This is a genomic window from Paenibacillus sp. FSL F4-0087 (assembly GCF_038020215.1).
GTDB classification, from domain to species: Bacteria; Bacillota; Bacilli; order Paenibacillales; family Paenibacillaceae; genus Paenibacillus; species Paenibacillus taichungensis.
This window is the reverse complement of record NZ_JBBODJ010000001.1, coordinates 760,292-774,839: the sequence shown is the minus strand read 5'-3', so window position 1 is coordinate 774,839 and position 14,548 is coordinate 760,292. Positions and strand designations below refer to the sequence as shown.

Here is a 14,548-nt window from a genome sequence, read left to right as displayed (position 1 = left end):
GAAAAAAGTGTTGATTTTCACGTCTGGGACGTTTAGACTATATACATCAATATTAACGGGTTAGAGATGTATGACTTTGGCTTTATAACAAGTCGGTGGTCTCCAGACAAATGATGTGGAGGGAGTGCCTGTCATCCAGACAGCGCACTCGCTTTTTTTTACATTTTGCATACATACAAGGCATTTCCCGGTTGAAAGGACAAAGTGAGTGGAGCACCTACATGGAACGTACAACTTAGAACTGGTTATTTTATCTTACATTATTGCAGCGTTGGCTTCTTATGCAGCGCTTGACCTTGCGGGCCGGGTAAGTCTGGCTAAAGGCATGTCCCGAAATATCTGGCTTACCTGCGGGGCAGTCTCAATGGGTTTGGGAATCTGGTCCATGCATTTTGTGGGCATGCTAGCTTTTGTTCTTCCTATGCATGTGTCGTATTCCACAGGTGAGGTCTTTCTATCCGTTCTGCTTGCAATTATTGCATCTGGTGTAGCGTTAAATATTGCAGGTCAGCAGTCAGGTAAAATAAGCAAACTCCTGATTGCAGGAGTGCTCATGACCGCAGGTATTAGCAGCATGCATTATATTGGAATGGCTGCCATGTCGGTTACCATTACTTATGAACCAGGCATAGTGTTATTATCCATCCTGATCGCAGCTTTAGCTTCATTTGCTGCCTTGTGGCTCATGTTTTTCTTCCGGCAGCATCAGTCACGTTATACATGGGTGTACAAGATGGGCAGCGGACTCATTATGGGGCTGGGCATCTCGGGCATGCATTATACAGGGATGTCAGCTGCACAGTTTCATCATGCACATGATGCAATGGCTGGTTCGGGGATGCAGATTGAACCTTCGCTTCTCGCATATCTGATCGCTGCGGGTACTTTTATTGCCTTGGGGTTGACCTTGTTCGGTATCTTTATTAATCAACGTCTAACTCAGAAGGATCGACGGATTCATGAAAATGAACAGTGGTATCAAGCCCTGTACGAAAACCATTCAGATGCCATTATTTCGGTGGATAAACAAGGGGCTATCAAGGGGATTAATGCTGCAGTCACACGTATTACAGGGTATCAAGAAAGAGAGATCATTCATCATTCTATTGATGAGATTTCAAAGCATGTTGACATTCATTGGGCAAGTGAAATGCATCATGTGGAATGGGATGATGATAGCCGTGAGCAGCAGCATTTCATGGGGAATATGAAAAACGTTCATGGAAACCTGATTGATCTAAGTATCGCTGTAGTGCCTGTACTGATTGATGGTAAACACCAGGGAAGCCACATTCTGATCAAAGATATCACCGAGGAGAAACAGGCTCAGGAAAGCATCCGCCATCAGGCTCTGCATGATCCGCTGACCGGGCTTCCCAATCGACGCAAGCTGGATGATGTGCTGGAGAGCACGATCACGACATCTGGGGCAACAGGAAGTTCATTTGCGGTTATGGTGATGGATATCGATCGTTTCAAAATGATTAATGACTCTCTGGGACATTCCATTGGAGATGTGTTTCTTCGAGAAGTGAGCAGCAGAATCATGAGTGCAATCCAGGATTCAGACCCGAACGCGACGGATAATGTCATGCTTGCCCGTATGGGGGGCGATGAATTCACACTGGTTGTTACGAATGAGCAGGGGAATGAGGAACGGGTCGCTGAACTGGCAGAACGGATTGTTCGAGCGATTCAGCTACCTTATCGATTAAAGGAAAATGACTTTTACGTTACAGCCAGCATTGGAATTGCAATGTATCCGTATCATGGAACAGGAGCGGATGCGTTGTTGAAGCATGCAGACTCTGCCATGTATGAGGTCAAGAAAAATGGCAAGAATGGTTTTCAGTTTTACACGGCCCAGCTGGATTCGGAGCTATATGAACGAATTGAACTGGAAGGGTATTTGCGCAAAGCACTGGAACGGGAAGAGCTGGTCCTGTATTATCAACCTCAGATACGTACAGAAGACAGCCGTATGATTGGCGTAGAGGCTTTGATTCGCTGGAATCATCCAGACAAGGGTATTCTGTCTCCGAATGTGTTCATTCCACTGGCAGAAGAGACCGGCTTGATCTATGAGATCGGGAACTGGACACTGCGCGAAGCGTGCAGACAGATGAAACTTTGGCATGCGAGTGGCGGGCCGCTCATTCCGGTATCTGTTAACTTGTCTAGTCAGCAGTTTCATCAATCCAATCTGGTGGAGCAGGTCAAAAATGCACTCACGGAGACGGGCCTTGATGCCCGTTATCTTGAATTGGAAATTACAGAGAGTATGATGATGGATGCATCCGTATCCACAGGTATTCTGAATGAACTTACAGCGCTTGGAGTCAAAATCAGCCTGGATGATTTCGGAACAGGATATAGCTCGCTGAGTTATTTGAAGCATTTTCCAATTCATAAACTGAAGATTGACCGTTCCTTCGTGACGGATATTACGGAGAGCCGAAGTGACCAGGCGATTGTGGCCACGATCATATCAATGGCTCAGAATCTCAAGATGGAAGTGATCGCGGAAGGGATCGAAACGAAAGGACAGTTGGATATTCTGATGCAAAATGATTGCCGCGAAATTCAGGGATATTATTTCAGCCGTCCATTACCGGCAAGTGAAGTGGAGCATGACTTTTTTGTGCCGCTGCGGCTGCATGGAGCTCCAACAATTCTCTAAGTCCAATACTGACAACAGAAAAATGGATTGAAATGCTGAAGCGTTGGAGATGATGGGAATAGTTAGGCACGGGGCTGTAGGCGGTTATAATGTTATTATTTCATGGCTGAGTTGCAACACGGTTGTATGCTATAATTCAGATTAAGGTTCTCATCAGCAGGTTTAGCGATATCATCGAAGGAGGTTGCAAGGGATGAATTTTAGTCTGAAAGCTCCTGATGGCACCATCATTGAATCCTATGAGAAAGATCATAAGGAATTCATTCGTATTGCCGGCTTGGAATATGAAGTGTATAACCCGGTGGATGAGCTGGATTCTGATCCGGAATTACGACAAATGATTGAAGCATCCGAGAAAGACATCAAGCAAGGCAAGCTGTATTCGACAGATGACCTCATTGAACTGGTGAAGCGTGGTGAGTTGTAATTGATGGTTCAATGGACCGCCACGGCGATGAACCGACTTCGCCAGATCAAGAGCGAACATTTTACAGATCAAGAAACAATGGAATATAAAATGAATCTCATTCGCCGAGTGGAACAGAAAGTGGTCACCATGGGCACATTAATGCCGTCACGTGAGTATCGAAACACATATTACTGTATCGTGGATCAATACGTTGTATCTTACAAAGTGTTGGACAAAGGTGAGCGCTATGTGATAACTTCATTGAAGCACGGTGCAATGAAACGCAATTTTAAATATTGATTTTAACACGTGCCTGATTCTATTGATTTGCAAACTACTATTCACTTAATTGCCAAGCGGCAAGTCCCCGCCATATGCCAGGGACTTGCCGCTTTTTTGTGTTCTTATGATAAAAACTTGCGGTGATGCTTCTTGCCATCATATGTGAACCAGATCGGTTTATCTTCCACCCGTGTTTCTACATGGACGGTACGCCCCCAGAGACGGTACAGATAAGGAAGGGTCCGTTCCATATATTTCAGATCCAGCTCGATGCCCTCGTATTGATGCTTGAGCACGAGTTCTCCTGTTCGCAGATAATCGGCGTCCTGAACGACGAGATACGGAGAACCACCGTTGATGCGTGAAAATACAAGCTGATCCCGTATGTTTTGCCAGGACTTGTCGGTAATTTTCCAGTCCGGGCCCTTTTTCTCGAATACATAGAGGTCGAGGTCTTCGGTTAATTGCTTGGTCATGTAATTGCGGATAAATGAAGTATCGGAATCGAATTCACGTACCTCAAACATTTTGGTACGACCTTGCCCAGGTTGACGTCCAAAACGTTCTCGTTCTTCTTTGGACGGGTTATCCCAGCGACGTTCAATATCCTCGAATATTTTCAGCCCTAAATAGTAGGGATTCAAACTTTGCTTGGATGGCTGCACGACGGAAGAGTTTAGTTTGGCAAATTCAATCGTATCCTCACTGTTCAGGTCGAGCTCCCGTATAATACGTTGATGCCAGTAGGAGGCCCAGCCTTCATTCATAATTTTCGTTTCCATCTGCGGCCAGAAATAGAGCATTTCCTCACGCATCATACTCATAATATCCCGCTGCCAATCCGTCAACACTTCAGAAAATTCCTGGATAAACCACATAACATCCTTTTCCGGTTCTGGTGGAAAGTGATGCACTTGTATTCCTTCCGCAGGTGTTTCCTCGATCTGGGTATCATCAAGGGACCACAAGTCATCATAGCGACCTTCCGGCCTTGGCGTTTTCTCCCCACGCTGCTCCCGCATTTTCATCTCCATATAACGTTGTTTGTCCAAGTGGCGGGGTTTGATCAACTGTGGATCGACATGTTCCTGAATCGCTATAACGGCATCAATGAACGCTTCAACGGCCTCTGTACCATATTCCATCTCATAGTTGCTGATCCGATCAGCCGTCGCTGCCATGCTCTCCACCATATTACGATTCGACTTGGAGAAGCGGGCGTTGTTTTTGAAGAAATCGCAGTGAGCCAGCACGTGTGCGACGATCAGCTTGTTCTGGATCAGCGAGTTGCCATCCAGCAGGAAGGCGTAACAAGGGTTGGAATTGATGACGAGCTCATAAATTTTACTGAGTCCAAAATCATATTGCATCTTCATTTTATGAAAAGTCTTCCCGAAGCTCCAGTGACTGAACCGGGTCGGCATACCATACGCTCCAAAGGTATAGATGATATCGGCAGGGCATATTTCATAACGCATCGGATAATAATCCAGGCCGAATCCATCGGCAATCTCCATAATCTCGGCAATGGCGTATTCAAGGTCGCGGATTTCATCTGTCATCTTACGCTGCCTCCTTCCCGTTTCTGGAAAAAGCTGCGCAAAGCTTTGTACACTTCGCCTTTTTCTTTGATCACATAATACATGAATTGGTCGATCTTGATATGACGATAGGCGGACATGAGTGTGCTGCTGCGGTTGTACTGGTTCACCTCGCCATATCCAAACATATTGCTGCGCTTCATCAATTCCCCAATCAGTTTGACACACCGCTCATTATCCGAGGTCAGGTTATCTCCGTCCGAGAAATGGAAAGGGTAGATATTGTAGCTGGAAGGTGGATAACGGCTATCGATAATTTCCAGTGCCTTCATATATACAGAGGAGCAGATGGTGCCTCCACTTTCCCCTCGTGTGAAGAATTCTTCCTCGGTCACTTCCTTGGCTTCGGTATGATGGGCGAGGAAAACAATCTCGACCTTCTCATACTGACGGCGGAGGAAGCGGGTCATCCAGAAGAAAAAGCTCCGAGCGCAATATTTCTCAAAGGAGCCCATGGACCCGGATGTGTCCATCATGGCGATAATGACTGCATTGGACTGTGGAATGATTTTGTCTTCCCACGTCTTGTAACGCAGATCATCCGGACTGATATGGTGAATACCCGGATTGCCGGTAGTGGCGTTGCGACGCAGGTTCTCCAATATGGTGCGTTTCTTGTCAATATTGGACTGCATGCCTTTTTTGCGAATATCGTTGAATACCACTGTATGTGTCTCAATCTGATCCTTGTCTTTTTGCTTCAGATCCGGAAGCTCCAGTTCCGCAAAAAGCATATCTTCCAATTCCTCGATGCTCACCTCGGCTTCAACAATGTCATGCCCGGGTTGATCTCCGGCCTTCTCACCTTTGCCTGGTTTCTTCGAAGCGGGATCACGACCGATGACATCCCCGACCTGACTGTCACCATCTCCCTGCCCCACATGTTTTTGCTTTTGGTAGTTATACACAAAACGGTACTCATCCAGGCTGCGGATTGGTACCTTGATGATTTGTTGTCCATCGGACATAATGATGTTTTCTTCAGTAATCAAATCAGGCAGATTCTGCTTGATGACATCTTTAACCTTTTGCTGATGGCGTTGCTGGTCCTGGTACCCTTTGCGGTGAAGCGACCAATCTTCACGGGATACGACGAACGAGTAAGGCTGGTGTGAATTTGACATGTAGGCACCCCCCATTGATTACGCGGCACAGTTTGGCCTGTCGGTAATTAAGTATATTCACGGGCGGGGACGATATGTGATGCGTGAGTAGATAAAATGATACAATTACGCGAGTTTGCCTTATGGGATCATCTAAAATTGTACAGATCGTCCGGAACTTTTTTACAGAAACGATGAACAAGTGTGACGAACTTCCTTTACAATAGGGACAGGTGTTTACTTGGCATCCCTCAGAGGGATGTGTGTAAAGGAAGGATACCATTTGGATAAAAGGGCAGTTAAGGCATGGATTATGTATGATTGGGCCAACTCGGCCTATGCGACGACGGTACTTGCTGCCGTTCTACCCGTCTTCTACGCTTCCGTGGCTGCAGCTACACTCGATGCAGATACCGCAGCATCTTATCTGGCATACACCCATTCCATCGGTATGTTATGTGTAGCACTGTTAACCCCTTTGCTGGGGACATTAGCGGATTTATCGGGACGCAAAGGTGATTTTCTGCGTGTATTCTCAATTATTGGCATCGTAGCAACACTCGGTTTCAGTTTCATTGGGGAGGGAGACTGGCTGCTCGCTTCTGCACTGCTGGTCATTTCGACGATCGGATTTGCAGGTGGAAATACATTCTATGATGCAATGCTACCTGATTTGGTGTCTGCCGATCGAAGAGATATGATCTCCTCCAAAGGCTATGCTTATGGTTATATTGGTGGAGGATTGTTGCTTGCGATCAATATGCTCATGATTCAGCAGCCAGGGTGGTTTGGGATGGCGAGCACACTTGCGGGAACAAGACTTGCTTTTATTTCCGTAGCGTTGTGGTGGTTGGTATTTTCCATTCCTTTATTCCGCCATGCCCCGCGTCGACCTGCTGCACCGGATATGCCCAAGTCATGGAAAGGGTATGCAGGAGTGGGTGTACACAGACTTGGCCAAACTTTTCGCCAGATACGGCGTTTTCCGCAGCTGATGCGCATGCTGGTTGCTTTCTGGTTTTTCAATGACGGCATTAACACGATTATCTTGATGGCAACGATCTATGGAACAAGCATTGGGATCGGAACAGCAGATCTGATGCTTGCTTTGTTACTGACCCAGTTTATCGGGTTTCCTTGCACATTGTTGCTGGGGGCATGGGCACAGCGTTGGGGCGCAAAGCAGGTGTTGATGGTAAGCTTGTCTATTTACATATGCATCGTTATCTTAGGGTATTTCATGACGTCAGCCATCCATTTTTATCTGCTCGCTGGGCTGGTTGGTGTAGTGCAGGGCGTAAGTCAATCGACAGCGCGTTCCTTGTTCAGTAATTTGATACCTGCTGGTAGAACTGGAGAGTATTTTGGATTTGTGAATATTACAGGAAAATTTTCTTCCATTTTTGGGCCGTTTGTATTTGGTTGGGTGGGCCAATTAACAGGGTCAACCCGTTGGGGGATTCTGTCTTTAATTTTCTTTTTCGCTGCGGGGATTGCAGTGCTGGTGACTGTGAAAGTGCAGCAGGGGATGTCGGATGCGATTCAGGCGGATCAGGAAGAAGGGCAGGGCTGGATGCATCATCCCATTTCGGGAAAAAGCTCAGAGGAAAGATCGACTGGATAAGTGGTTATTAACGTTTTATAGCTAATGTTCATCATTAATAATAGTAGCTCCATGGGCATGTTTATTCGTAAACTGCTCTGGAGCTTTTTCATGTTCATGCAATAGTTACAAATGATGAGGGTCATAGAATAAGTATAAGTGCTTAAACGACAGAAAACAGAATAGAGTGGATAGAAAGATATTATGAAAAGGTGAAAATAAAAGATTGACATGATACATTTTGTATCATAGAGTAAAAGCATGAATACATATCGTATCTAAAGATTGTCGAAAGTACATCATCCATTTTACCTATTCCCGTATGGGAATATTAGCGGATATTGATATAAAGAGCTATACCAACTGCATGCTTATTTTAATTTTACAGAGGAGAGGCTGCCATTGGTAGATGTTCATGGTAACGGACTTGTCTTACTACTATGTGTACCTCGCAGTGGAAGTTCGCTATCCACCGTGATGCTGCAAAATCACAGCCGTGTATTTGCCACACAGGAGATGTGGTTTCTGATGAATCTTGTAGATTTGCAGAAGGCTGATTCCCGCCCCTATGGTGGAAGTGCCATTATCCGTCAGTTTTACAGCGCTATGGTTTCAGACGAAGGTTTTGAGAAGGCGTGCAGAAGCTTTGCTCTTGAAATCTATAACGGATTTCTGGAGGGGAGCGGGGCAGACTTCATCGTAGATAAATCTCCTCGTTACTATTATATGCTGGAATGGCTTGATCGCCTGTTTCCACAGTCCAAGCGCATTCATCTCCAGCGTAACCCCCTTGCCATAGCTGCTTCCTACAAAAAGGTAAACCGCCATACCGGAGAAGGATTCGAACTGATTCGCAGCTTGCAGAATCCGAACCTTAATATGAAAGCAGTTGATCTCACACTGGGCATGCTCCGTTTAAATGATTATTTTGCGGACAAACACACGAATGCCTATGAAGTTCAGTACGAACAACTTGTCTCCAACCCTCGGGACGAAATGGAAAAGTTATGCGGTTTTCTTGGCATCGGATATGAAGAGGGAATAGAGCAATATGGACGCTTTGTGGACAGTACAAAGTCCAATATGTTCTATAGTATGGGTGTCGGTGATCCGTTTCTATCCTCGCATCAGGAAGCTCATAAAGATTCTGTTAACAACTGGAAAAAAATACTCAATCCACAGGAAGTTGAATTCTATTGCCGGGTGATAGGCACAGATCTATTCCATCGGATGGGCTACAGTGAACAGCTCGAAGAAGCCGAGCAATGGACGGGTGTACGTTACGAAGCTGGCCCGGATGAGGAAGTCATCTCCAAGTTAACGCGTCAATTCTCAGAAGCAACGGGCAGCAGTTGGCAGCAAGGTTACCGGATGCAGCCTGTAGACCTAGCGAGCAACACTCCAGATGGAAACAAGGATAATCAGGCAGCGAATGAACCCGATGCAATTGACCCGACACTGGCCGCACTGGCAACGATCAGGCAGTTGGAAGCCGCATTACGTGCAGCCGATAATCGGCTGGAGCGAGGGTACAATGAGCGGGAACGGTTGAAGGTACAGCTTGCGTCTGCTCACAGCAAGATTCAGCGTATCAAATCCTTGATTCCATTTGGGAACCAGATAAGCGCCTGGGCTTCACAGCGCAAGATACTCCGGGGAGGAAAGTCATGAGCGCTATAGCAGGAATTGTTCACACCGATGGTCAGCAAGCGTTATGGGAGGACAGCTGGCGCTTATATGCCAGTCTGGGCCACGTTCCGGCGGATACAACGGGAGTATGGAAAGGCAATGAAGCTTTTCTAAGCTGCCACGCCCAGTGGATTACGCCGGAGTCGGTCAACGAGCAATTGCCCTTATATGATGAAGTGAGTGGTCTGACTATCACGGCGGATGCCATTTTGGATAATCGGGAGCAGCTGGCAGATCAACTGTCCATATCGAGGGTGGAGTTAGCCGGATTGTCGGATAGTGAACTGATCTTGCGAGCTTATCAGCGGTGGGATGAACATATGGCAGAGAAACTGCTTGGCGATTTCGCTTTCGCAATCTGGGATGATCGCAAGCGTAGACTCTTCGCTGCCAGAGATATTACGGGCATGAGATCCTTTTATTTTCGGCATGATGGTGAGCGGTTTGCCTTCTGTACCTTAATGAATCCGCTGCTGCAATTGGAAGGTGTACATAAAGAATTGGACGAAATCTGGTTGTCCGAATTTCTTGCCATTCCCGACATGCATGACTCAGCAGATATCCATTCGACCGTCTATCGGGGAGTGAGCCAGCTGCCCCCTGCCCATACGCTTAGCTTTAGGGATGGCAGGCTGGAACAGAAGCAATATCATCGCTGGGACGAAGTGGAGCCTCTACGGCTCAAGTCCGACGGGGAATATGTAGAAGCATTCCGTGAGGTATTTGGTCAAGCTGTTGGATCGCGTTTGCGAACGCATCGACAGGTGGCTGCTGCTTTAAGCGGAGGACTGGATTCTGGGGCTGTGGTTGGATATGCATCAGGAACTCTGCGGAGTCAAGGGAAAACATTAAATGCCTACAGCTACGTTCCGGTGTCTGATTTTACGGATTACACATCGAAAACACTGTTAGCAGATGAACGCCCGTTTATCCAGTCTACGGTTAATCATGTCGGTAATATCAAGGAGAATTATCTTGATTTTGAGGGTAGAAGCCCACTTAGTGAAGTGGATACCTGGCTTGATATTATGGAAATGCCTTATAAATACTTTGAGAATTCATTCTGGATTCGGGGTTTTTATGAAAAAGCGAGCCAGCAGGATGCAGGCATTCTATTGACTGGAGCGCGGGGCAACTTCACGGTCTCCTGGGGCCCAGCACTAGATTATTACGCCAGTTTGCTAAAAAGCGGACGTTGGTTCCGGTGGCTCCGGGAAATGCAGCAGTACAGTGAACGTACCGGGATGAAGTTCTCGCGAATTGCCAAAATTACGGGTCGTAAAGCGTATCCGGAATTGTTCAAATCCATGGCAAAGGGGGCTGCCCAAGCTGCGTCGGTGCAATTAATCCATCCGGAGTTTGCTAGACGAACAGGCGTATTGGAACGGCTCAAATCCATTATTGTTCTGCAAGGTGGTGCTCAGGCAGATGCGCTCAAAGTACGGGCAGAGAAGTTCAACAATCTGGCCATTGCGAACAAAAATGGTGCTGTCGCCACCAAATGCTCTCTACGTTATCGGGCGTGGGAGCGTGATCCTACGAGCGACGCTAGAGTGATCCGTTTCTGTCTGTCAGTCCCGATTGAACAATATGTTAATCAAGGGACGGATCGTGCTTTGATTCGGCGGGCTACATCACCTGAGTTGCCTGACAAAGTTAGGTTAAACCAGCGAGTGCGTGGTGTTCAGCCCGCGGATTGGTTGCACCGCATGATTCCAAATTGGGGCGATTTTACTGCCGAATTGCGTGCGTTATGTTCTGACAGCCGGGTCGCTGGCATATTGAACACAGAGCGAATCAAGTCCGCACTTGCTAATTTTCCAAACCCTCGGCCGGAGCTTGCTTCCCACCCCGACTTGCGGTTGATGATGCATAGCCTGATCGTGTATCGATTCATTCGAAAGTTCTGATGTAGCTAATGGATGTAGCGATATGAACTAGGCTACAGGTTCATTGGTCAGTTGACACATGAGAGGAGGTGAACACGATGCAAATGGAAAAAAAGGAATGGCAAGCACCAGCACTGGAAGTATTGGAAGTGAACCAAACGATGGCAGGAGTAGGTTACAGACAGATCGACTGGATCACTGTCCACGATGCTGATCTCTACGATCCAACTTCCTAAGTTGTTTAGTTTTAACATGTGCCATCATACTTAGAAGGGCGGAAAGGACAATATTCCAACTTTTCGCCTCCGCCCTTATATTGAGCAATGCGAATATAAGGGCTTTTTTACTTACAAGCAGAATTGCGAAGGAGGAGTCATTCATTGTTGCCTGTGCAGTATGAAGCGTATGGCTTGCGTTGGTTGAGCCAATTCCCAATGCCTGAACTCCAAATCGTACAGAGCGGTACAGATTCTCTAACTGCCCATACGGATGTACACATTGAAATAGCTGATTTGGCGGCACAGTGGGAAGCGTGGGATGTGGGGAGCGATAACTTTGTATCCCGAAATGGCAGTCTTTTTTTTCGAATCGAGGATACGGGACTGTTTCTTATGGAACAAGGACGCCGCATCGTGGTATCCCCTCAAACGGGAGCTGATGACAAAAAGGTTAGGTTATTTGTGCTGGGCACATGTATGGCCGTCATTATGATGCAGCGCGGCATTCTTCCGCTGCACGGAAGTTCGGTGGTCATTGATGGTTGGGCTTATGCATTTGTTGGACACTCGGGTGCAGGCAAATCCACTTTATCAGCTGCACTTGCCTCACGCGGCTTTCCGCTCTTAACGGATGATGTCGTGGCACTGACATGGGATGCAGGAGGAAGAGCAATCGTATCACCGGGTTATCCGCAGCAAAAGTTATGGCAGCCTAGTCTAGACGGATTCGGCATGAAGGAACAGGATTACGCAACGGTTCATGCTGAAATTACGAAATACGCGATACCGGTTCAGCACTATTTTTATGATAGACCTGTTCCGCTTGCCGCTGTTTTTGAACTTGATCCGAAGCCGGAAGAGATGCTTAAACCCGTACAAATGAAGGAGGTTGCCGGATTGGAACGCCTTCACATGTTGTGCTCTCATACATTTCGTAGTGGACTTGTTTCCAGACAGGGTCTGGCACAATGGCTGTTCGAGACGGTCTCACGGCTGTCTGCCGGTATTGAAGTTTTTAGAATCACGAGGTCAGGCTCTGATTTTACGGCATTTGAGATGGCTGACCGAATTACAGAATATGCGCGCAAAGGAGTGTATACGGGACAATGACAGCAACGAAGCCAATGAATGGGGAAGACCGTGTGTTGCGTAAGGAAGGCAATCTTGTCAGTGACATGGGCGGGGAAAAAGTCATGATGAGCATCCATAACGGCAAGTACTATAATCTGGGCAGCACAGGTGGACGAATCTGGGATCTAATCAGCCAAGAACGAACATTGACTGAATTGGTTGAAGTGTTAGCTTCAGAATATGAGATTGAACCAGACATATGCCGTGAGCAGGTTGTACAATTTCTAGAGCATTTGACGCATGAAGGATTAATTGACGTTACCCGCGGAGAGTAGACCATGTTGCGAAAAATAAAAGCATATCGTTCATTGCCGCGTGAAATTCGTGGATTGGTATGGGAAGCTTATGTCCACCTTGGATGGGCACGAATACTAAAGGCGATGCCTTTTGCCAAGATTGCTCCTGGTCTCGGTACACCCATGTACGAAACGCCGATGACGGGACTCAATCGAAGTGATGTGACGACAATACGAAATATTTCTAAAGCTATACTTATTGCCAGCAGGTATACATTATGGGAGAGTCGTTGCCTTGTCATGGCAATCGCAGCGATGAAGATGCTGGAACGCCGTAAAGTGGAGACTACTCTATATATGGGTACTGCACGGAATAAACAAGGCCAAATGATGGCTCATGCATGGCTGCGAAGTGGGAAATTGATTGTGACTGGAGCAGATACAATGGACCAATATACGGTTGTCGGCGTGTTTGGCAAACGGTGTCCTGAGAAGGGAGCTGGGGAGATTGTCTACGATACATGAGTGGGAACAATATACAGCGGATTTTCCGCAGGAGCTTAAGCTGATTTTGAGCATGATTAAAGGCGATCTAACAGCAATAACCCCTGAGGACGCCCAAATACGGATGAAGGACATAGACTGGCAGCTCTTTTTGCAGCTCGCCCATCATCATCGACTGTACTCTGTTCTATATCTGAAAATAAAAGAGTTGTATTCAGCGGTTATTCCCGCTTTTGTAGTGGAGAACCTGAGGCAGCAATATACAACTAATACGTTCCGTATGTTACATCTGACAGCCGAGATGGAGCAGGTATGTGGTGCTTTTCGTGAACGAGGCATACGGAATATTACGCTCAAAGGGCCTGCGCTGGCACATGATCTATACGGAGATATTTCTTTGCGGACCTCTAAAGATCTGGACATTCTCATTCCCTTTGATGATGTGGAGTTTGCGGAAGAGATTCTTGAATCGCTTGGTTATGAATCGAAGGAAGGCAAGAGAACACCGACTGTTTCCAGCTGGAAATGGCGGGAACATCATATCTGTTACAAACACCCGGTCAAAAGAACCCAAGTGGAGATCCATTGGCGGCTTAACCCGGACTCCGGAAGAGAAACCGATTTTGAATTATTGTGGAAACGCAGCCGATTCAGCACCTATACCCAGACGCCTGTCCGTATGCTGGAAAGGGAGGATCTGTGGGCATATTTGGTGACGCACGGCGCAAGACACGGGTGGTTCAGACTGCGCTGGTTACTGGATATCGACCAGATGATTCGCAATATGCCACTGGATGTCAAAAAAGTGGAGCGACGCCTGAAAGCAGAAGGCAGATTATCTATAGGATCACAAGCTCTTCATCTGGCTTCGGTATTACTGGACACCCCGTTGGATGCCAATTATCTTGCTTTGTTGTCTTCTCACGAACGTGTGGGAGAGAAATTAGCCATACGCGGCGTAGTGTTCATGAATGAGATGATTGAGAGCCCGGCAGATGTAAAAAGTTATCGTTCCTATCTGTTCGCACTGCGAAGCACAAGGCAGAAGCTGTTTTTCTTTATCGAACGTTTGTATCCGAGTACCTGGGATGTAGACCAACTACCACTTCCGCGTTCACTGCATTTTTTGTATTTTCCGTTACGTCCGTTTCTCTGGTTCTGGCGGCGAATCAAAAGGAACACGATGACGGAGAGGGGATAACG

General features: G+C 46.9%; 13 protein-coding genes. 11 read left to right on the top strand and 2 right to left on the bottom strand.

The features are described 5' to 3' along the window. Nucleotides 1-208 precede the first annotated feature (208 nt). The 3 genes from MHB84_RS03675 (at nt 209) to MHB84_RS03665 (ending at nt 3,389) form a co-directional block, all read left to right on the top strand. Entirely contained in the window at nt 209-2,680 is a 2,472-nt protein-coding gene (locus tag MHB84_RS03675; RefSeq protein ID WP_076289873.1) for a bifunctional diguanylate cyclase/phosphodiesterase, read from the top strand. A 193-nt stretch (nt 2,681-2,873) separates the two neighbouring features. Then, the gene (locus tag MHB84_RS03670; RefSeq protein WP_076289872.1) at nt 2,874-3,107 is read left to right on the top strand and encodes a hypothetical protein; all 234 of its coding nucleotides are present in this window, start codon (nt 2,874-2,876) and stop codon (nt 3,105-3,107) included. A gap of 3 nt (nt 3,108-3,110) precedes the next feature. Continuing rightward, nucleotides 3,111-3,389, top strand: a complete 279-nt coding sequence (locus tag MHB84_RS03665; protein WP_125477248.1) for a hypothetical protein — start codon at nt 3,111-3,113, stop codon at nt 3,387-3,389. 104 nt (nt 3,390-3,493) lie between these two features. Here the strand turns inward: MHB84_RS03665 and MHB84_RS03660 are convergent, their stop codons facing one another. Together MHB84_RS03660 and yhbH are read right to left on the bottom strand one after the other, a co-directional pair. Then, nucleotides 3,494-4,933: a SpoVR family protein gene (locus MHB84_RS03660; RefSeq protein WP_076289870.1), complete on the bottom strand. Its 1,440-nt coding sequence runs from the start codon at nt 4,931-4,933 to the stop codon at nt 3,494-3,496. After that, on the bottom strand, nt 4,930-6,096 hold the full coding sequence (gene yhbH, locus MHB84_RS03655; RefSeq protein ID WP_053780501.1) for a sporulation protein YhbH: 1,167 nt from the start codon (nt 6,094-6,096) through the stop codon (nt 4,930-4,932). The genes MHB84_RS03660 and yhbH overlap by 4 nt, the downstream gene beginning before the upstream one ends. A 262-nt stretch (nt 6,097-6,358) precedes the next feature. Here yhbH and MHB84_RS03650 point away from each other — a divergent pair, with 262 nt between their 5' ends. The 8 genes from MHB84_RS03650 (at nt 6,359) to MHB84_RS03615 (ending at nt 14,546) form a co-directional block, all read left to right on the top strand. After that, nucleotides 6,359-7,699 carry an MFS transporter gene (locus MHB84_RS03650; RefSeq protein WP_076289869.1) on the top strand — a complete coding sequence of 447 codons (1,341 nt, stop codon included), beginning with the start codon at nt 6,359-6,361 and terminating at the stop codon, nt 7,697-7,699. 381 nt (nt 7,700-8,080) lie between these two features. Beyond that, nucleotides 8,081-9,349, top strand: coding sequence for a sulfotransferase family protein (locus tag MHB84_RS03645; protein WP_076289868.1), 1,269 nt, complete (start codon nt 8,081-8,083; stop codon nt 9,347-9,349). Continuing rightward, nucleotides 9,346-11,277 (top strand): asparagine synthase-related protein, encoded by a 1,932-nt coding sequence (locus MHB84_RS03640; RefSeq protein ID WP_076289867.1) that lies wholly within the window; start codon nt 9,346-9,348, stop codon nt 11,275-11,277. The genes MHB84_RS03645 and MHB84_RS03640 overlap by 4 nt, the downstream gene beginning before the upstream one ends. 77 nt (nt 11,278-11,354) lie before the next feature. Beyond that, entirely contained in the window at nt 11,355-11,492 is a 138-nt protein-coding gene (locus MHB84_RS03635) for a paeninodin family lasso peptide (protein ID WP_175383968.1), read from the top strand. A 144-nt stretch (nt 11,493-11,636) separates the two neighbouring features. Continuing rightward, on the top strand, nt 11,637-12,584 hold the full coding sequence (locus MHB84_RS03630) for a hypothetical protein (RefSeq protein ID WP_083678947.1): 948 nt from the start codon (nt 11,637-11,639) through the stop codon (nt 12,582-12,584). Further along, complete coding sequence (locus MHB84_RS03625; RefSeq protein WP_063564273.1) at nt 12,581-12,880, top strand: lasso peptide biosynthesis PqqD family chaperone; 300 nt, start codon at nt 12,581-12,583, stop codon at nt 12,878-12,880. Before MHB84_RS03630 ends, MHB84_RS03625 begins: the two co-directional genes overlap by 4 nt. 3 nt (nt 12,881-12,883) lie before the next feature. Further along, the gene (locus MHB84_RS03620) at nt 12,884-13,366 is read left to right on the top strand and encodes a lasso peptide biosynthesis B2 protein (protein ID WP_076289865.1); all 483 of its coding nucleotides are present in this window, start codon (nt 12,884-12,886) and stop codon (nt 13,364-13,366) included. Then, a complete protein-coding gene (locus MHB84_RS03615) occupies nt 13,350-14,546 on the top strand; it encodes a nucleotidyltransferase family protein (RefSeq protein WP_083678946.1) in 1,197 nt (398 codons plus the stop codon). Before MHB84_RS03620 ends, MHB84_RS03615 begins: the two co-directional genes overlap by 17 nt. Nucleotides 14,547-14,548: the final 2 nt, after the last annotated feature.

Coding starts and splice junctions, on each gene's coding strand:
- MHB84_RS03625 (WP_063564273.1), top strand. CDS start 12,581: ATGACAGCAACGAAGCCAATGAATGGGGAAGACCGTGTGTTGCGTAAG.
- MHB84_RS03660 (WP_076289870.1), bottom strand. CDS start 4,933: ATGACAGATGAAATCCGCGACCTTGAATACGCCATTGCCGAGATTATG.
- MHB84_RS03635 (WP_175383968.1), top strand. CDS start 11,355: ATGCAAATGGAAAAAAAGGAATGGCAAGCACCAGCACTGGAAGTATTG.
- MHB84_RS03665 (WP_125477248.1), top strand. CDS start 3,111: ATGGTTCAATGGACCGCCACGGCGATGAACCGACTTCGCCAGATCAAG.
- MHB84_RS03670 (WP_076289872.1), top strand. CDS start 2,874: ATGAATTTTAGTCTGAAAGCTCCTGATGGCACCATCATTGAATCCTAT.
- MHB84_RS03640 (WP_076289867.1), top strand. CDS start 9,346: ATGAGCGCTATAGCAGGAATTGTTCACACCGATGGTCAGCAAGCGTTA.
- MHB84_RS03620 (WP_076289865.1), top strand. CDS start 12,884: ATGTTGCGAAAAATAAAAGCATATCGTTCATTGCCGCGTGAAATTCGT.
- yhbH (WP_053780501.1), bottom strand. CDS start 6,096: ATGTCAAATTCACACCAGCCTTACTCGTTCGTCGTATCCCGTGAAGAT.